The sequence below is a fragment of the Microbacterium sp. cf046 genome (assembly GCF_900114345.1).
Classification (GTDB): Bacteria; Actinomycetota; Actinomycetes; order Actinomycetales; family Microbacteriaceae; genus Microbacterium.
This window is the reverse complement of sequence record NZ_FOZJ01000002.1, coordinates 689,605-707,514: the sequence shown is the minus strand read 5'-3', so window position 1 is coordinate 707,514 and position 17,910 is coordinate 689,605. Positions and strand designations below refer to the sequence as shown.

At 68.9% G+C, this 17,910-nt stretch carries 14 protein-coding genes; 7 read left to right on the top strand and 7 right to left on the bottom strand.

Annotation, left to right across the window (positions count from 1 at the left end):
- Positions 1 to 16: 16 nt before the first annotated feature.
- Complete coding sequence (locus BM349_RS09605; RefSeq protein ID WP_091706586.1) at positions 17 to 2,467, bottom strand: DNA gyrase/topoisomerase IV subunit A; 2,451 nt, start codon at positions 2,465 to 2,467, stop codon at positions 17 to 19.
- Between the two features lie 77 nt (positions 2,468 to 2,544).
- Here BM349_RS09605 and BM349_RS09600 point away from each other — a divergent pair, with 77 nt between their 5' ends.
- On the top strand, positions 2,545 to 3,669 hold the full coding sequence (locus BM349_RS09600; RefSeq protein WP_091706584.1) for an alkaline phosphatase family protein: 1,125 nt from the start codon (positions 2,545 to 2,547) through the stop codon (positions 3,667 to 3,669).
- Here the strand turns inward: BM349_RS09600 and sepH are convergent.
- On the bottom strand, positions 3,666 to 4,709 hold the full coding sequence (gene sepH / locus BM349_RS09595) for a septation protein SepH (RefSeq protein ID WP_091706582.1): 1,044 nt from the start codon (positions 4,707 to 4,709) through the stop codon (positions 3,666 to 3,668). The two genes, BM349_RS09600 and sepH, sit on opposite strands and share 4 nt — an antisense overlap.
- Positions 4,710 to 4,919: 210 nt before the next feature.
- Between sepH and BM349_RS09590 the strand changes: the two genes are divergently transcribed.
- Positions 4,920 to 5,213, top strand: a complete 294-nt coding sequence (locus BM349_RS09590) for a DUF4193 domain-containing protein (RefSeq protein WP_091706579.1) — start codon at positions 4,920 to 4,922, stop codon at positions 5,211 to 5,213.
- On the opposite strand, the gene BM349_RS09585 is transcribed toward BM349_RS09590, so the two are convergent.
- Positions 5,188 to 5,685 (bottom strand): DUF3093 domain-containing protein, encoded by a 498-nt coding sequence (locus BM349_RS09585; protein WP_091706577.1) that lies wholly within the window; start codon positions 5,683 to 5,685, stop codon positions 5,188 to 5,190. The genes BM349_RS09590 and BM349_RS09585 overlap by 26 nt on opposite strands.
- Before the next feature lie 12 nt (positions 5,686 to 5,697).
- Here BM349_RS09585 and dut point away from each other — a divergent pair, with 12 nt between their 5' ends.
- From dut to dxs, 5 genes are all read left to right on the top strand, one after another.
- Positions 5,698 to 6,144, top strand: a complete 447-nt coding sequence (gene dut / locus BM349_RS09580) for a dUTP diphosphatase (protein WP_175525259.1) — start codon at positions 5,698 to 5,700, stop codon at positions 6,142 to 6,144.
- Positions 6,145 to 6,220: 76 nt separating this feature from the next.
- A complete protein-coding gene (locus BM349_RS09575) occupies positions 6,221 to 6,820 on the top strand; it encodes a DUF3710 domain-containing protein (RefSeq protein WP_091707232.1) in 600 nt (199 codons plus the stop codon).
- On the top strand, positions 6,817 to 7,587 hold the full coding sequence (locus tag BM349_RS09570; RefSeq protein ID WP_091706573.1) for a DUF3159 domain-containing protein: 771 nt from the start codon (positions 6,817 to 6,819) through the stop codon (positions 7,585 to 7,587). The genes BM349_RS09575 and BM349_RS09570 overlap by 4 nt, the downstream gene beginning before the upstream one ends.
- Positions 7,588 to 7,722: 135 nt before the next feature.
- Entirely contained in the window at positions 7,723 to 10,533 is a 2,811-nt protein-coding gene (acnA, locus tag BM349_RS09565) for an aconitate hydratase AcnA (protein ID WP_091706571.1), read from the top strand.
- A 99-nt stretch (positions 10,534 to 10,632) separates the two neighbouring features.
- Positions 10,633 to 12,594: a 1-deoxy-D-xylulose-5-phosphate synthase gene (gene dxs / locus BM349_RS09560; RefSeq protein WP_091706569.1), complete on the top strand. Its 1,962-nt coding sequence runs from the start codon at positions 10,633 to 10,635 to the stop codon at positions 12,592 to 12,594.
- A gap of 69 nt (positions 12,595 to 12,663) precedes the next feature.
- On the opposite strand, the gene BM349_RS09555 is transcribed toward dxs, so the two are convergent.
- The 4 genes from BM349_RS09555 to BM349_RS09540 all read right to left on the bottom strand — a co-directional run bounded on the left by BM349_RS09555 (position 12,664) and on the right by BM349_RS09540 (position 17,868).
- The gene (locus tag BM349_RS09555) at positions 12,664 to 14,808 is read right to left on the bottom strand and encodes a 3-hydroxyacyl-CoA dehydrogenase NAD-binding domain-containing protein (RefSeq protein ID WP_091706566.1); all 2,145 of its coding nucleotides are present in this window, start codon (positions 14,806 to 14,808) and stop codon (positions 12,664 to 12,666) included.
- 17 nt (positions 14,809 to 14,825) lie between these two features.
- Positions 14,826 to 16,034 (bottom strand): thiolase family protein, encoded by a 1,209-nt coding sequence (locus BM349_RS09550; protein WP_091706565.1) that lies wholly within the window; start codon positions 16,032 to 16,034, stop codon positions 14,826 to 14,828.
- Between the two features lie 72 nt (positions 16,035 to 16,106).
- A complete protein-coding gene (locus BM349_RS09545; protein ID WP_091706562.1) occupies positions 16,107 to 17,306 on the bottom strand; it encodes a ribonuclease D in 1,200 nt (399 codons plus the stop codon).
- Complete coding sequence (locus tag BM349_RS09540; protein WP_091706559.1) at positions 17,299 to 17,868, bottom strand: DUF3000 domain-containing protein; 570 nt, start codon at positions 17,866 to 17,868, stop codon at positions 17,299 to 17,301. Before BM349_RS09540 ends, BM349_RS09545 begins: the two co-directional genes overlap by 8 nt.
- Positions 17,869 to 17,910: the final 42 nt, after the last annotated feature.

Below are 17,910 nucleotides of genomic sequence, written 5' to 3'. Positions count from 1 at the left end.
TCGAGGGCCGCGCTTGCTAGATCAGCGTCCGGCCGACCGATCCGAGCACGGCATCCAGCGGCTGACCCGACGCATCGCGCTTCGCCGTCGCATCGGGCAGCGTCCGCACCGAGCCGTCAGGACCGACCGCCCGCGCTGACGCGGGGCCGACCCACGCCAGGGTGAGACGGTCCTCGCCCTTCAGGAACGCGTGCGCGCGCACTCCGCCGGTCGCCCGGCCTTTCGCCGGGAACTCTTCGAACCGAGAGGCCTTGATGCGTCCCGGGTCGGTGCCGGGCAGGACGCCGGCCGCTCCGGACACGGTGACGGCGATGACCTCGTCGCCCACGACCGCGCCGAAGAAGACGACGCTCGCCTGCGCGGAGAGGTTCACGCCCGCCATCCCCCCGGCCGGCGCACCTTGCGGACGCACCGCGGATGCCGGGAAATGCAGGAGCTGGGCGTCGCTCGTCACGAAGACGACTTCGGCCCCGTCCGGCGCCGGGGCGGCGCCCACCACCGCGTCACCGGGCTTCAGGGCGATGATCTCGACTTCGGGTCGCGGCGGGAGGGTGCTGGGGATGACGCGCTTGACGACTCCCTCACGCGTGCCGAGGGCGAGCGGCGCTTCATCGTCGAAGCGGATCAGCGCGAGCACGCGTTCGTTCTTGTCGGTGATGCCCAGATAATCGCGCAGCACGACGCCGGCCGCGAGCTGGACCGACGCAGGCGGCACGGACGGCAGGTCGACAGGGGAGAAGCGCACGACGCGGCCCGCCGTGGTGACGGCGCCGAGCTCTCCTCGGGTCGTCGACGTCGCAGTGTCCAGGATCGCGTCGTGCTTGCTGCGCCGGGCCGGGGCCGACAGCTCCTGCCCGTCCCCCAGATCGACGCGCACGGCGCGCCCTGTCGTGGAGAGCACGACGACGGTGGGCGCATCCGCGATCTGCAGATCGGGCGCGGGGGCACCGCGCGCCGGGCGCGGCGCCGCCGGCTTCGCGTTCATGAGCAGCGTGCGCCGTGGAGTCCCGTACGCGTCCGATGCGGCCTCGAGTTCGCGAGCCACCTGCGCGCGGATCAGAGCCTCGCTGCCGAGCAGCAGCTGGAGCTGCGCGATCTCCGCCTTGAGCGCATCGCGTTCGGTTTCGAGCTCGATGCGGGAGAACTTCGTCAGCCGCCGGAGCCGGAGCTCGAGGATGTACTCGGCCTGGACCTCGCTCAGATCGAACACATCGCGGAGGCGCGCCCGTGCCTGCTCGCTGTCGTCGGAGGTGCGGATGACCTGGATGACCTCGTCGATGTCGAGGATCGCGATGAGAAGACCCTCCACCAGATGCAGCCGCTCCTCGCGACGCGCCAGGCGGAATCTGCTGCGCCGCGTGACGACCTGGATGCGGTGATCGAGGTAGACGCGCAGCAACTCCTTCAGCCCGAGCGTCTGCGGCTGGCCGTCCACGAGCGCGACGTTGTTGATGCTGAATGAGTCCTCGAGCGGGGTCAGCCGGTACAGCTGATCCAGCACGGCCTGCGGATCGAACCCCGTCTTTATCCCGATCACGAGCCGAAGCCCGTGGTTGCGGTCGGTCAGATCGGTGACATCGGCGATTCCGGTCAGCCTCTTGCCCTGGACCGCATCCTTGATCTTCTCGATCACGCGCTCGGGGCCGACCTGATACGGCAGCTCCGTCACGACGAGTCCGGTGCGCCTTGGTCCGAGCGACTCGACCGATACCTTGCCGCGCACCTTGAAGGCGCCACGGCCCTTCGTATACGCATCCTTGACGCCCTCGAGGCCCATCACGATCCCACCGGACGGGAAGTCGGGGCCCGGGACGAAGTCCATCAGCTCCTCCACCGTGGCCTCGGGATTGTCGAGCAGGTGGATCGCCGCCGAGACGACCTCGATGAGGTTGTGCGGAGCCATGTTCGTGGCCATGCCGACGGCGATGCCGGTCGCGCCGTTGACGAGCAGATTCGGGTAGGCCGCCGGCAGCACCGCAGGCTGCTGGAACTGTCCGTCGTAGTTCGGAATGAAGTCGACGACGTCCTCGTCGAGGTTCTCGGTGAGCGCCAGCGCCGCCGGAGCGAGGCGAGCCTCCGTGTAGCGCGGTGCGGCCGGACCGTCGTCGAGGGAGCCGAAATTGCCGTGACCGTCCACGAGCGGCACGCGCAGCGAGAAGGACTGCGCGAGCCGAACGAGCGCGTCGTAGATCGGCGCGTCGCCGTGCGGGTGGAGCTTGCCCATCACCTCGCCCACGACACGGGCGCTCTTGACGTGACCGCGGTCGGGGCGAAGGCCCATGTCGGCCATCTGATACAGGATGCGGCGCTGCACCGGCTTGAGCCCGTCGCGGGCATCGGGCAGGGCGCGGGAGTAGATGACCGAGTACGCGTACTCGAGGAACGAGCCCTGCATCTCGGTCGAGACGTCGACGTCTTCGATGCGCTCCTCGTCGGCGGGAGCGGAGTCGGTGGGCGCTGCGGGCATGGCGATCTGGCCTCGGGTGACGGCGGCTGTGGGGCTGGTCGGAGAGGGGCGCCCGCCGGTGTGCGAGACTGACCCCGATGTCCCTCAGCCTACCCGCGGACCCGCCGCGAGCCCGGAGCCTCACCGGTGTCGTGCCGCAGATGATGGCGGCTCTGGAGGGCACCGCCACGTGGTTCGCGCCGGCGACGAGTGCGATCGTCTTCGTGGTGGACGGGCTCGGTGCGCACAACCTGAGCGCGCGCTCCGGCCATGCGCGATTCCTCTCCTCGGCAGGATCGAAGAAGGATGTCGCCCGCACGGTGTTCCCGTCGACCACCGCCTCGGCGCTGACGAGTCTGCTCACCGGCGTCCCGCCGGGCGAGCACGGCATCGTCGGATATCGCGCCCTCGTCCCCGAGATGGACGACGTCGTCAACCAGCTGCGCGGCTGGGACACCGATGGGCTCGATCCCGGCTGGCAGCGGGCCGTGCCGTTCACGGAGCGCTTCGCCGCCGAGGGTCGCCCGTGCTTCGTCGTATCCAAGTCCGAATACGCGGGCACCGGCTTCACCCACGCGACGATGCGCGGCGCGCAGTTCGTGCCCTCGAACGACGTCGCCGAGCGAGTCGCGATCGCGGCGGACCTCGCCGCTTCGCATCCGGGCGCCTTCGTGTACGTCTATGCACCCGACCTCGACGCGATCGGCCACAAGCGGGGCTGGAACTCGGACGAGTGGCTTGCCGCCCTCGAACACGTCGACGGCGCCGCCCGGAAGCTCTCCGATGCGCTGGCCCCGGGCGTGGGCGCGGTCGTCACCGCCGATCACGGGATGGTCGATGTCCCACGCCATCGCCATGTCCTCCTCGACCACGGCGACGACCTGGTCGCGGGCGTCCGGCACATCGGGGGAGAACCGCGGATGCTGCACCTCTACGCCGAGCCCGGCGCCGCGGATGGCGTGCTCGCGCGCTGGCGGGATGCTGAATCGGCGCGCTCGTGGGTGTTCTCGCGCGAAGAGGCGACGGCGGCCGGCCTGTTCGGGAACATCGACCCGGAGGTGTCGCCCCGCATCGGCGACGTCCTCGTGGCAGCGCGGTCGGGGATCGCCTATTACGACGACCGGCTCGAGGACAAGGGTGCGCAGCGCATGGTCGGCCAGCACGGCTCGCTCACGAACGAGGAGCGCACAGTTCCACTGCTGCGGCTCGGGGCCTTCGCCTAGGGCTGATCCTCGGTGCGGGCTCCGAAGACGATCTCGTCCCAGGACGGCATGGACGTGCGGCCCTTCCGCCGACCGGCCGCCTCCACGACCGTGGCCTGACCGACATCATCGGTGCGAGGGTCGTCGTAGTCGTCGCGCGGCGACTCGTCGTAGCCGGGCTCCAGCGCATCGAACAGTGCCACCGGCGCGTGCGTTCGGGCCGAGGCCAGCTCCTCCGCTCCCGGCAGCGGCTCGCGCTGACCGCGCCGACGCCGCAGTGCCTCCAGGAGGTCCGCGGTCTCCGACGAGGTCACATCCGGGGCGGTCGCGCGTTTCATCGCGGCCTCCTGCACGGCGGGAGCGACCGGCTCGCGGAGGTCCGGCGACTCGAGATCGGCATCCGGCATGCGGCGCGGTCCGAACGCTCCGCTGTCGAAGCGGGTGTCGTCCTTCTGAGGAGTCGCATCCAGCGCCCGCAGCCGCGGGATCAGACCCTCCGGCAGCGACCCCTGCCGCGAGAGCTGGATGGCGTCGGCGTTCAGGGGCGAGAGGGTGCTGCGGCGCGGATCGAATCCCCACCTGGCGTCGTGGTCGACCTCATTGGCCGCGAACTCGAGCTTGACCACCCACCCGGTCTGGTCCTTCCAGCTCGTCCATCGCTCGCCGGACGCGCCGGCCTCAGTCAGCTTGGCGCGCACCGCTCCGCCGAACGTGGGGTGGACATCCGGGTCGAGTTCGGCGCCGAGGAGCACCGGAACGGCCAGGGCCTGGCTCACGACGTGCTCGCGTTCGGCGAGCACCGGACCCTCGAAACGTGCGATGTCCTCGACCCGAGCGCCGAGCAGGACGGCGACCTCGTCTGCGGACAGTCCTGCGCGGATGTGCGATTGGATCTCGCGAGGGCTCGGCCTGACGACCTGTGCGTCGTCGTCGCGCTCTTTCCGCGCCTTGCGAAGCTCGCGTCGCAGCACGTCATCGAGGGCGAGCGCGAACCGTTCACCCGACTCGGTCGCCAGGACGAGCAGGTCGTCCTCGGTTCCGATCACTTTGAGCTGTTCCATGCGAAACGCCCCTCCGATCCAGCGGTTGCGCCCATGCTGACACAGGGGGTGCCCCGGGTCGGGAATATCCGGCGCGCGCCGCGAGTTTCACGGCAACGCAGACCAGGATCCGTTCGCGCATTTGCGAAATGGGTTCGGGTCGTGCAAACTATCGCCGCCCGACAGGGTCGGTGCACCACTGTTATTCCCCGGAAGTTGAGACGTTTACGCATGGCCACGGATTACGACGCCCCCCGCAAGACCGAAGACGACAGCGAGTCGATCGAGGCTCTGAAGGAGCGCGTTCCCGACAAGCTCTCGGGATCCGTCGATGTGGAGGACGCCGACAACCCCTCAGGCTTCGAACTGCCGGGAGCGGATCTTTCCGATCTCGAGCTGGACGTCGTCGTGCTGCCGGCTCAGGAGGACGAGTTCACGTGCGTGAACTGCTTCCTGGTCAAGCACCGCTCGCAGCTCGACCATGAGGACGCTGCAGGCCCTATCTGCTCGGAGTGCGCCGCGTAGCCTGCGCTCGACGCACCGCCGCCGCCAGTCGATCCGGCGTTCTGCTGGAGATCACCCATGACGGGGCGGGGTCGTCAGGATCCGTGATCGCGACGATCACGAGACCTTCGATTCCGCCGCGGAACATGTGCCAGGACCGCGGATGCAGCCCCGGGCCGCGGGCGTTCTGGGCGTCACCGCCCGTCAGCACCGCGGTCTCACCGGTGAAGTCGACGTCGATGTGCGCGCGCCCGGCGTGCAGCACGCCCTCGCGGACTTCCACGACGGGGGATGCGGCGACCATGAGCACCACGATCGCGACGCCGACCAGGGCGCCCGCCACGAGGGCGAGCGTGGTGTCGATCGGGGCGAACACGAGCGCCGCCATCGGCGCGGCGACCGCAGCGCTGACCACGGTCCACAGCGATGGACTCAGTCGCTCGCGGTAGTGGACCGCAGCACTGCCGCGGACACCGCTCTCTGTCTTCTGCATTACCCTCATTGCGTGGCTGAAACTGTGGACGTCCTCATTATCGCCCCCGACGTTCCGGCGTACGCGCACCCCGGCGACGCCGGGGCCGACTTGGTCTCCACGGAGGCCCTCCGGCTCGAACCCGGCCAACGCGCCCTCGTCGGCACCGGCGTGCGGATCGCGCTGCCCGACGGCTACGTCGCGTTCGTGGTTCCGCGAAGCGGCCTCGCCACCAAGCACGGGATCACGATCGTGAACAGCCCCGGCACGGTGGATGCAGGCTACCGAGGCGAGATCAAGGCCACACTCTTGAACACCGACGCCGAGCAGGCGTACGACATCGGAGTCGGCGACCGCATCGCGCAACTCATCGTGATGCCGGTCTCCCGGGCCAATTTCATCCCGGTCGACGTGCTTCCCGAGAGCGTCCGCGGTGACGGCGGCTTCGGATCGACCGGCTATCAGGGGAGCACGGCGTAGCCGCCGACGAGCGTCGGCGAGTTTTTTCGCGGGGAGCTCCCCGCGACCGAAGAGACAGATGAACGGAGCGCAGTCCATGAGCGACGCGACACCCACCGATGCCGCCCAGCCGGACCCCCTCGGGGATCGGGCGGTCGCCGGACCCTTCGACGAGTCGGAGGCCAACCCGGTACGGCCCTACATCGACCTCGGCGGGATCAAGATCCTCCCCCGAGAAGGTCTGAACCTGCGTCTCGAGGTCGAAGAGCAGACCAAGCGGATCGTCGCGGTGGGTCTGGACTACGCGGGTTCGACGCTCCAGGTGCAGCCGTTCGCGGCTCCGCGCACGACCGGGCTGTGGGAGGAGACGCGCGAGCAGATCCGCGCGCAGATCCGCCAGCAGGGCGGTCGTGTGGAGGAGCGGGAGGGACCGCTCGGGCCCGAGCTGCTCGCCGAGGTCCCCGTGGCGGCCGGACCGGAGGGTGCCGCAGGCAAGCGCCTGGCTCGCTTCGTGGGCGTCGACGGCCCGCGCTGGTTCCTGCGCGGCGTGATCGGCGGCGCGGCCACGGCGGATGTCGAGGCCGCGGCGCAGGTCGAAGACCTGTTCCGCTCGATCGTCGTCGTGCGCGGGGGAACGCCGATGCCCCCGCGGGATCTCATTCCGCTGAAGATGCCGGCGACTCCGGGCGCCGCGTGACCCAGCCACCGCCCCCGGCCTCGGACCCGTCCCCCGACGGCGAGCCGTCCGCGCCCCCCGCCGCGTCCGCGTCGGCCTCGGAGCTCGTGGGAGCGGCGCTCGGTGAAGCGGCCAAGCGAGCAGGGCTCGACCCCGCGGAGGGTGCGGCCACCGGCCATGTCGTCTGGCGTGCGATGGGCGGCTGGCGCGGCATCCTGGAGTCCGTCCTGCCGAGCCTCGTGTTCGTCGTGCTCTTCACCGTCACCTACGACCGCACCACCCAGACCGGCAATCTGTGGCTGTCGCTCGGACTGTCGGTCGGGCTCGCCGCCGTGTTCACGATCATCCGGCTCGCCACGAAATCCCCGCCTGCGGCCGCTATCGGCGGTCTCATCGCGACCGCGGGAGCCGCGGCACTCGCACTGTGGACCGGGCGAGGGCAGGACAACTTCGTCTTCGGGTTCATCACGAACGCCGCGTACGGGACGGCGTTCCTGGTCTCAGCGCTGATCGGCTGGTCGCTGATCGGCCTCGCGGTGGGCTTCCTCATGAACGAGGGCACGAGATGGCGCGCGGACAAGCGCAAGCGTCGTGTGTTCTTCTGGCTCGCGATCGCCTGGGCAGGGCTGTTCGCATTCCGGCTCGCGGTGCAGCTGCCCCTGTACTTCGCCGGCGACGTGACGGCCCTCGGAACGCTCAAGCTGATCATGGGTCTGCCGCTGTTCGCACCGCTCGTCGCGGTGACCTGGCTCGCCGTCCGGGCACTCTATCCACCGTCGCCGAAGTGATACATTTATCTTGACATCAAGATAAATCCGTTCTTTCGTCAGTAAGGCCAGCCTCACTAGCCACTGCGGCCGGGGACGGGGAAGATGGGGAGGTCGGGCCCTGCGCCCGCTCCGCCGCCGACGAAGGAGACACGCGTGTCCACGGTTGACAGCTTCGGTGCCAAGAGCACCCTGACGGTCGGCAGCACCGACTACGAGATCTTCCGCCTCGACGCCGTCGCCGGCTACGAGAAGCTTCCCTTCTCGCTGAAGGTGCTGCTGGAGAACCTGCTGCGCACCGAGGACGGCGCCAACGTCACGAAGGCGCAGATCGAGGCGCTGGGATCGTGGGATGCCGCGGCCGAGCCCGACACCGAGATCCAGTTCACGCCCGCTCGTGTCGTGATGCAGGACTTCACCGGCGTCCCGTGCATCGTCGACCTCGCCACCATGCGCGAGGCCGTCGAAGCACTCGGGGGAGATCCGAAGCGGATCAACCCGCTCTCTCCCGCCGAGATGGTGATCGACCACTCCGTCATCGCCGACCTGTTCGGCACCGAGAACGCGCTCGAGCGCAACGTCGAGATCGAGTACGAGCGCAACGGCGAGCGGTACCAGTTCCTCCGGTGGGGGCAGACGGCGTTCGACGACTTCAAGGTCGTCCCGCCCGGCACCGGCATCGTGCATCAGGTGAACATCGAGCATCTCGCCAAGGTCATCTACGACCGCCACGTCGGCGGCGTCCTGCGCGCCTACCCCGACACGTGCGTGGGCACCGACTCGCACACGACGATGGTCAACGGCCTCGGCGTGCTGGGCTGGGGCGTCGGCGGCATCGAAGCGGAGGCCGCGATGCTCGGCCAGCCGGTGTCGATGCTCATCCCGAAGGTCGTCGGCTTCAAACTGTCCGGCGCCATCCCGACCGGCGTCACCGCGACCGACGTCGTGCTCACGATCACCGAGATGCTCCGCAAGCACGGTGTGGTCGGCAAGTTCGTCGAGTTCTACGGTTCGGGCGTCGCGTCAGTTCCGCTGGCGAACCGCGCCACGATCGGCAACATGAGCCCGGAGTTCGGCTCGACGGCGGCCATGTTCCCGATCGACGAGGTGACGCTCGACTATCTGCGGCTCACCGGTCGCAGCGAGCAGCAGGTGGCCCTCGTGGAGCAGTACTCGAAGCTGCAGACGCTCTGGCACGACCCCGACACGGAGCCGGTCTACAGCGAGTACCTCGAGCTGGACCTGGCCACCGTGGTCCCCTCCATCGCCGGGCCCAAGCGACCCCAGGACCGGATCATCCTCGCGAACGCCAAGACGCAGTTCGCGAGCGATCTGACCAACTACGCGGATGTGGAGCACGATCTGGTCGACCTGGAGGGATCCGAGTCGTTCCCGGCATCCGACCCTCCTGGCAACTCGCCCGATGACGAGTACAGCGAGCACACGCACCACCACCACAGTCACGCGCCGTTGAAGGGCTCCAAGCCCACCCCGGTCGTCCTCGCGGACGGCGAGCGGTTCACGCTCGACCACGGAGCCGTGACCATCGCGGCGATCACGTCCTGCACGAACACGTCGAACCCGTCGGTCATGCTCGCGGCGGGCCTGCTCGCCCGCAACGCGGTCAGGAAGGGCCTCAAGGCGAAGCCGTGGGTCAAGACGACGCTCGCGCCGGGGTCGAAGGTCGTCACCGACTACTACGAGAAGGCCGGACTGACCCAGGATCTCGAGGACCTCGGCTTCTACACCGTCGGCTACGGCTGCACGACGTGCATCGGCAACTCCGGACCGCTCATCGAAGAGGTCTCCAGCGCCGTGCAGGAGAACGACCTGGCCGTCACCGCGGTGCTGTCGGGCAACCGCAACTTCGAGGGACGCATCAATCCCGACGTGAAGATGAACTACCTCGCCAGCCCGCCGCTGGTGATCGCGTACTCGCTGGCCGGCTCGATGAACTTCGACTTCGAGACGGACGCCCTGGGCAAGGACCAGGACGGCAACGACGTGTTCCTCAAGGACATCTGGCCGGATGCCGCGGAGGTGCAGTCGACGATCGACTCGTCCATCAACAAGGACATGTTCACGCACCAGTACGCCAGCGTGTTCGAGGGCGACGAGCGCTGGAAGACGCTGCCGACTCCGACCGGCGACGTGTTCGAGTGGGATGCCGAATCGACCTACGTGCGCAAGCCCCCGTACTTCGACGGAATGACGATGGAGCTCACCCCGGTGACCGACATCACCGGTGCCCGCGTGCTCGCCACGCTCGGCGACTCGGTGACCACCGACCACATCAGCCCGGCGGGCAACATCAAGGCCGACAGTCCCGCGGGTCAGTACCTCGAGGCGCACGGTGTGACCCGGAAGGACTACAACTCCTACGGTTCCCGCCGCGGCAACCACGAAGTGATGATCCGCGGCACGTTCGCGAACATCCGGCTGCGCAACCAGCTCCTGGACGGGGTCGAGGGCGGCTACACCCGCGACTTCACGCAGGAGGGCGGTCCCCAGTCGTTCATCTACGACGCGAGCCAGAACTACCAGTCGGGCGGCACCCCGCTCGTCATCTTCGGCGGCAAGGAGTACGGCTCCGGCTCGTCGCGCGACTGGGCGGCCAAGGGCACGAGTCTGCTGGGCGTGAAGGCGGTCATCACCGAGAGCTTCGAGCGCATCCACCGCTCGAACCTGATCGGCATGGGCGTCGTCCCGCTGCAGTTCCCGGCGGGTCAGACATGGTCCTCGCTGGGCCTGGACGGCACCGAGATCGTCTCGATCTCCGGACTCGAGCAGCTGAACGAGGGCGTGACCCCCAAGACGGTCCACGTCACCGCGGTCCCCAGCGAGTTCTCGGCGCCGGGCAAGCCGACGGTCGAATTCGACGCCGTGGTGCGCATCGACACACCGGGCGAGGCTGACTACTACCGCAACGGCGGCATCCTGCAGTACGTGCTGCGATCCCTCGTCTGAGATCGACAGGAGGGGTCCGGCCAGAGCGCCGGACCCCTCCGTCGTTTGCACCGCAGGTAGACTTGCCAGGCTGACCGTGAGCGTGCGAAAGGAGCTCGGATGTCGTTGCTGTCGTCGATTTCGAGCCCTCGCGACCTCAACGCGCTGAGCGTCGATCAGCTCGAGCAGCTGGCCGCGGAGATCCGCGCATTCCTGATCGAGAACGTCTCGCGCACCGGCGGTCACCTCGGCCCGAACCTCGGGGTGGTCGAGCTGACGCTCGCGATGCACAAGGTGTTCGACTCACCCGATGACCCGATGATCTTCGACACGGGCCACCAGTCCTATGTCCACAAGCTGCTCACCGGTCGGCAGGACTTCACCGGTCTCCGATCGCGCGGCGGCCTCGCCGGCTATCCGCAGCGTTCGGAGAGCCCGCACGACGTGGTCGAGTCCTCGCACGCATCGAGCTCGCTCAGCTGGGCGGACGGCGTCTCGCGCGCGCTCACGCGCACCGGCCGGAAAGACCGGCACGTCGTCGCAGTCGTCGGCGACGGCGCGCTGACGGGCGGGATGACCTGGGAGGCGCTCAACAACATCTCCGACGACAACGACCGCAACCTGGTCATCATCGTCAACGACAACGGGCGGTCTTACGCGCCGACGATCGGCGGCATGGCGCGGTATCTGAACCGTGTGCGCACGGCCGACACCTACAACACCCTGCACCGCAGCTCCGCCTCGTTCGCGCGCCGCCTCGGACCCGCCGCGCGAGCCTTCTACCGCGGAGTCCGCGGTGGGACGCACGGCTTCCTGTCCCGCTTCTGGAACAACGCCGAGCTGTATTCGAATCTCGACATCAAATATCTGGGGCCCGTCGACGGCCACGATCTGCGGTCTCTGATCGAGACCCTGCAACTGGCGAAGGATTTCGGGGCGCCGGTGATCGTCCATGCGATCACCGAGAAGGGGCGCGGCTATCAGCCTGCCCGCGACGACGAAGCCGATCAGTTCCACGCCGTGGGTCGCATCGATCCGGCCTCCGGTGAGCCGGTCGGCAGCTCGACGGCACGAGCCTGGACCGACGTGTTCGCCGACGAGCTGGTCGCCGTGGGGGAGGACCGACCGGAGGTCATCGGCATCACGGCGGCGATGCTGCGCCCCACCGGACTGCTGCCGTTCGCCCAGCGGTTCCCCGATCGCGTGTACGACGTCGGAATCGCCGAGCAGCACGCAGTGGCATCCGCTGCGGGTCTCGCCTTCGGCGGCCTGCACCCCGTGGTAGCGATCTACGCCACCTTCATGAACCGCGCCTTCGACCAGGTCATGATGGATGTGGCCCTGCACCGCGCCGGCGTCACCTTCGTGCTCGACCGCGCCGGCGTCACCGGGCCCGACGGTCCCAGCCACCACGGCATCTGGGATCTCGCGATGCTGCAGATCGTGCCCCACATCCGGATCGCGGTGCCCCGCGACGCCGACCGGCTGCAGGAAGTGCTGCGCGAGGCGGTGGCGGTGGACGACGCGCCGACGGTCATCCGGTTCCCCAAGGGCTCGGTGAGCGCGACACTGCCGGCGCTGGAGCGCCTGCCCGACGGCGTCGATGTCCTGGTCCGCTCCGACGCGCAGGACGTCCTGATCATCGGCATCGGGCCGATGGCCCACATTGCGGTCGACGTCGCCGAGCGCCTGCGTGCTCAGGGCATCGGATCCACGGTCGTCGACCCGCGATGGGTCGTGCCCGTCCAGCCGTCGATCGTCGAACTCGCAGCATCCCATCGCCTGGTCATCACGATCGAGGACGGCATCCGCGTTGGCGGCATCGGCACACGGGTGCGCCAGGTGCTGCGCGAGGCCGGCGTGGACACGGCCGTCGACGAGCTCGGTCTGCCCGACGAATTCATCGACCACGCGACACGGGAGCAGATCCTCGAGGATGCCGGCCTCACGCCGGCCAAGATCGCTCAGGATGTGGTGTCGCAGGTCCTCGGCACCCGCATCCCGGTCGCCCGGCAGACGGAGCGGCAACCGGAATGGCTGACCGGAGTGGGGTCGCCCCACGATGAGGTCCGCGACGCGTAGATCGCGCCACAGCAACGCGAAAGCGCCTGCCCTCACGGAGAGGACAGGCGCTTTTCGATGCTCGGTGCGTCAGCTCGCGACGCCCTTGATGAGCGGGTGGTGGAACGAGTCGCCGAAGACGCGCTCGGACGCGCCCTCTCGATCGAGGTACGGCGAGGCCCCACCGTCGATGAAGGGCCAGGCGGCCCCGAGGATCAGACACAGATCGATGTCCTCGACCTCGGGGACGACGCCCTCGTCGAGCATGAGCTTGATCTCCTGAGCGAGCCCGTCCTGCACGCGCTGCAGGATCTCGGCCTCGCTCGCGGGTGAGGAGCCGACGGCGCCCTTGAGCACCTTCTCCGCTGCCTTGGTCCACCCGGTGACCTTGCCGTTCCTGTCCTTCTCGACGACCTCGGGCAGTTCTGCGAGCTCGTGGAAGTTCTCCGAGGCGAAGAACCGCTCGGGGAATGCGTGCGCCATGGTGTCCTGGACGTGCGCCGCGACCTTCCAGCCGACCAGGTCGATCAGCTGGAACGGCGTCATCGGCAGCCCGATCGGCGCGAACGCCTTCTCGACGGTCAGGAGCGGCGTGCCCTCGTAGACGGCTCGTGCCGCCTCGCCCATGACCTTCGCGAGCAGGCGGTTCACGACGAACCCGGGAGCGTCGGCGGTCAGGACGGCGTTCTTGCCCAGACCGCGAGCGACCACGAAGGCCGTCGAGAGCGCGGCATCCGTCGTCTGAGGGGTCTTGACGATCTCGATGAGCGGCATGACGGCGACCGGGTTGAAGAAGTGGAATCCGACCAGGCGCTCCGGGTGCGCGAGCTTCGCGCCGATCTCCTCGACGGACAGCGACGAGGTGTTGGTGGCGAGGATCGCGTCGTCCGCGATGATCTTCTCGATCTCGCCGAAGACCTGCTGCTTCACCCCGACCTCTTCGAAGACGGCCTCGATCACGAAGTCGCAGTCCGCGTATTCGGACTTGTCGGTGGTGCCGTGGACGAGCGCCCGGAGCCGGTTTGCGGCATCGCCGTCAAGGCGGCCCTTCGCCTCGAGCTTGCCGATCTCCCCGTCGATGTACGCGAGGCCTTTGTCGACTCGTGCCTGATCGAGGTCGGTGATCAGGACCGGCACCTGGAGCTTCCGCAGGAACAGCAGCGCGAACTGGCTGGCCATCAGGCCGGCGCCGATGATCCCGACCTTGGTCACCTTCTTGGCGAGCTCCTTGTCGGGCGCCCCGACGGGACGCTTCGCGCGCTTCTGCACCAGATCGAACGCGTACATGGAGGCGGCGAACTGGTCGCCGGTGACGAGTTCGGCGAGTGCGTCGTCCTCACGGGCGAAGCCCTCCGCCTTCGTGCCGCCCTTCGCCTTCTCGAGCAGCTCCAGCGCGGCGTAGGGCGACCGCGGAACGGTGCCGATCCGGCTCTCGAGCATTCCGCGCGCCATCTTGATCGCGATCGGCCACTTCGTGAGCCGCTCGATCTTGCCTGGCTCGTGCCTGCGGTCGACCTTGACGGCACCGGTCATCACCCGATCCGCCCATTTCAGGGAGTCCTCGAGGTAGTTCGACGCGGGGAAGATCGCGTCGACGATCCCATAGTCGAATGCCTGCTGCGGCTTCAGCATCCGGTTCTGCTTGAGGGGATTCGAGATCACGACCTCGAGCGCGTTCTCGATCCCGATGAGGTTCGGCAGCAGGTAGGCGCCGCCCCACCCGGGGATGATGCCGAGGAAGACCTCGGGAAGGGCGATCGCGGCCGCCGACGCGTCCACGGTGCGATACGACGAGTTCAGGGCGATCTCGAGGCCTCCGCCGAGCGCGAGACCGTTCACGAACGCGAAGGACGGCACGCCGAGCTCGGACAGCTTGCCCAGCACCATGTGCCCGAACTGGGCGACGAGCTTCGCGTTCTCCTTCGAGCCGACTTTCGAGATGTCGGACAGGTCCGCGCCCGCGGCGAGGATGTACTGCTTGCCGGTGATTCCGACCGCGTCGATCTCGCCCGACGCGGCACGGGCCTTCAGCGCCTCGAGCGTCTTGTCCAGCTCGGCCAGGGTCGCCGGCCCGAGCGTGTTCGGACGGTTGTGGTCGCGTCCGTTGTCGAGGGTGATCAGCGCGATCACCTTGCCGGAGGGCAGGCGGATGTCACGGACGGGGGAGTGCGTGATCACCTCGCCGTCGGTCATCGCGAGGATGGGGGCGAAGTCGATCTCGGTGTAGTTCGTCATTCGTCTGTTCCGCCCGCTCAGTTCTTGCGCTTCTTGCCGTCGTAGTGCGGGTTCTCCCAGATGACCGAGCCACCCTGTCCGAGCCCGACGCACATGGCCGTCAGGCCGTAGCGGACGTCGGGGCGCTCGGCGAACTGCGCGGCGAGCTGGATCATGAGACGCACTCCGGATGCCGCAAGCGGGTGACCGAGGGCGATCGCGCCGCCCCACTGGTTCACCCGCGGGTCGTCGTCGGCGATCCCGAAGTGATCGAGCAGTGAGATGACCTGGATCGCAAACGCCTCGTTCAGCTCGAACAGGCCGATGTCGCCGATGGTCAGGCCGGCCTTCGCCAGCGCCTTCTCGGTCGACGGGATCGGGCCGATGCCCATGATCTCGGGCTGGACGCCGGCGAAGGCGAACGACACCAGCCGCATCTTGGGGGCGAGCCCGAGTTCCTTGACGGCCGCGCCGCCGGCCAGCAGCGACATCGTCGCGCCGTCGGTCAGGGGCGAGGACGTTCCTGCCGTGACGCGCCCATGCGGCCGGAACGGCGTCTTCAGGCCCGCGAGGTCCTCCATCGTGGTCTGCGGGCGGCGGCCCTCGTCCTCGGTGGCGAGACCCCAGGCGCCGTCGGCATCCTTGATCGCGACCGAGACGAGGTCCGGCTGGATCTTGCCGGCGTCGTACGCGGCCTGCGCCTTGTGCTGGCTGAGCATGCCGTAGCGGTCGGACCGCTCCTTGGTCAGATGCGGGAACCGGTCGAAGATGCGCTCGGCGGTGACGCCCATGTTCAGTGCGCCCGGGTCGACCATCTTCTCCGCGACGAACCGCGGGTTCGGATCGGCGTTGCGGCCGATCGGGTGGTGGCCCATGTGCTCGACACCGCCCGCGAGGGCCAGGTCGTACATGCCGACGCCGATCGAGCCCGCCATCGTCGAGACGCTCGTCATGGCGCCCGCGCACATGCGGTCGATCGCGAAGCCGGGCACCGTCATCGGAAGCCCGGCGAGGATCGCGGCGGAGCGACCGAGCGTCAGGCCCTGGTCGCCCGTCTGCGACGTCGCCGCCAGGGCGACGTCGTCGATCCGGTCGGCGGGCACGTCCGGGTTGCGCTCCATGAGCCCGATCATGGCCTTGACCGCGAGGTCATCGGCTCGGGTGTTCCAGTACATGCCCTTCTCGCCGGCGCGCCCGAACGGCGTGCGCATTCCATCGACGAAAAAGACGTCCGAGATCTCGGCCACTCTGCCTCCGTAAGTAGGGATGAGTTCAGCCTATGAGCCGGTCTGAGGCGGCTGGAATCGGTTGGATCGAACCTACGAAGGGCTCTCCGGGGCGGGAACCTCGCTTTGCACGGATTGCACAAAGGCATCCGCAATCAACTGTGCAGTCTGCGCAATCTGCCACGGTCGGGCACCGAGTTCGGCGAGGGATTCGCCGACGGATGCTGCGCTCACGGGCTCGGGCGGGTTCCATGCGACACGTCGGAGGAGGTCGGGGGTGAGCAGGTTCTCGGTCGGGATGTTCAGCTCCTCGGCAAGGGCCTCGACTGCGGGCCGCGCGAGCTTGAGCCGCGCATCCGCCTCGGGGTTGCGGTCGGGCCAGGCGCGCGCAGGCGGGATGCTCTCGCCGCCGGGGGCGCGCTCGAGCGGCAGGTCGGTCGCGGCGCGCCCGGCCTCGAATGCCGCCCACCAGCGGTCCAGCTGACTCCGGCTGGCGCGACCCGTGAACTCGCGCACCTGCGCGAGCTCCTGCTTGGTCTTCGGATCCGCGATCAGCGCGGCCACGAGGGCGCGATCGGGCACCAGCCGTCCCGGCGCGACATCCTGCTCCCGGGCATAGTCCTCGCGAGCCGTCCACAGCTCCCGCGCGACCGCGAGCGCCTTGCGGCCGCGAACGGTGTGCAGGCCGCTGAGGCGACGCCAGGGGTCTTCGCGCGGCGGCTTCGGCGTGCGCTCCAGCACCGCGCGGAACTCCTCGGCGGCGTACTCCGTCTTGCCCTGCTCTGCCAGCTCCGCGACGAGCGCGTCGCGGACGTCGACGAGATGCTCGACATCGAGTGCGGCGTATTCGAGCCAGGACTGGGGGAGCGGGCGGGTCGACCAGTCCGACGCAGAGTGCGCCTTGGCCAGGGTGATGCCGAGCGTGTCCTCGACGACGGCGCCCAGGCCCACACGGGCGTGGCCGAGCAGTCGTGCGGCCAGCTCGGTGTCGAACATCGTCACGGGTTCGAGGCCGAGCTCGCGCAGCGACGGAAGATCCTGGCTCGCGGCGTGCAGCACCCACTCCTCGTCTCCGATCGCCGCCTGCAGGGTGGCGAACTCGCCAACCGCCGGCGGATCGAAGAGGAACACGCCCGAGCCCCTGCGGAAGACCTGCACGAGGTAGGCACGCTGGGAGTAGCGGAATCCCGATGCGCGCTCGACGTCGACGGCGACCGGACCCGATCCTTCGGAGAGCTTCCCCACGGCGTCGGCCAACCCCGCGGCATCCGTGATGACGGTGTATTCAGTCACGCGCGGCCCTGCGTGAGCCGAGCACGGCGATGTCCTCGGACCCCGGCGGAAGACCCGCGAGCATGCACACCAGCTCGGACCAGGCCTGGACGTGGGGCGTCATCGCGCCGATCGGCGACCAGGATGCACGCAGCTCGATCTGCGCCCCGTCGCCGTCCGCGGCGAGCGAGCCGAATCCCTTCGAGAGCGTCTTGGTCGCCGTGCCGGACGCGGAGTGGTACTGGGCATGACGCGAATCGAGCGCGTCCATGAGCCACGACCACGCGACGTCGGCAAGGAGCGGGTCGGTTCCGATGTCGGGCTCGACCGGAGCCTGGGCGAAGCAGACGATCCGCCACGGGCCGTTCCACGGATCGGGCTCCGCGGGATCGTGCAGCAGGATGAAGCGCCCCGTTCCGAGCAGCGAGTCCGCGCCGGCGCGCTCCGGCCGCACATCTCCGGCGAGCGCGAGGCACTCCGGCGCGAGTCCCGAGGGAGCGGGGATCTCCCGCACGGACAGATCGTCGCGGAACACCGTCGCTCGCACGTCCGCCGCCGCACTCTCGAACGACGGCGGCGTCATCGGGGGACGAAGGTCAGCCACGCCGAAAGACTAGAGTGGGGC

Coding starts and splice junctions, on each gene's coding strand:
- BM349_RS09605 (WP_091706586.1), bottom strand. CDS start 2,467: ATGCCCGCAGCGCCCACCGACTCCGCTCCCGCCGACGAGGAGCGCATC.
- BM349_RS09600 (WP_091706584.1), top strand. CDS start 2,545: ATGTCCCTCAGCCTACCCGCGGACCCGCCGCGAGCCCGGAGCCTCACC.
- sepH (WP_091706582.1), bottom strand. CDS start 4,709: ATGGAACAGCTCAAAGTGATCGGAACCGAGGACGACCTGCTCGTCCTG.
- BM349_RS09590 (WP_091706579.1), top strand. CDS start 4,920: ATGGCCACGGATTACGACGCCCCCCGCAAGACCGAAGACGACAGCGAG.
- BM349_RS09585 (WP_091706577.1), bottom strand. CDS start 5,685: ATGCAGAAGACAGAGAGCGGTGTCCGCGGCAGTGCTGCGGTCCACTAC.
- BM349_RS09575 (WP_091707232.1), top strand. CDS start 6,221: ATGAGCGACGCGACACCCACCGATGCCGCCCAGCCGGACCCCCTCGGG.
- dxs (WP_091706569.1), top strand. CDS start 10,633: ATGTCGTTGCTGTCGTCGATTTCGAGCCCTCGCGACCTCAACGCGCTG.
- BM349_RS09555 (WP_091706566.1), bottom strand. CDS start 14,808: ATGACGAACTACACCGAGATCGACTTCGCCCCCATCCTCGCGATGACC.
- BM349_RS09540 (WP_091706559.1), bottom strand. CDS start 17,868: ATGACGCCGCCGTCGTTCGAGAGTGCGGCGGCGGACGTGCGAGCGACG.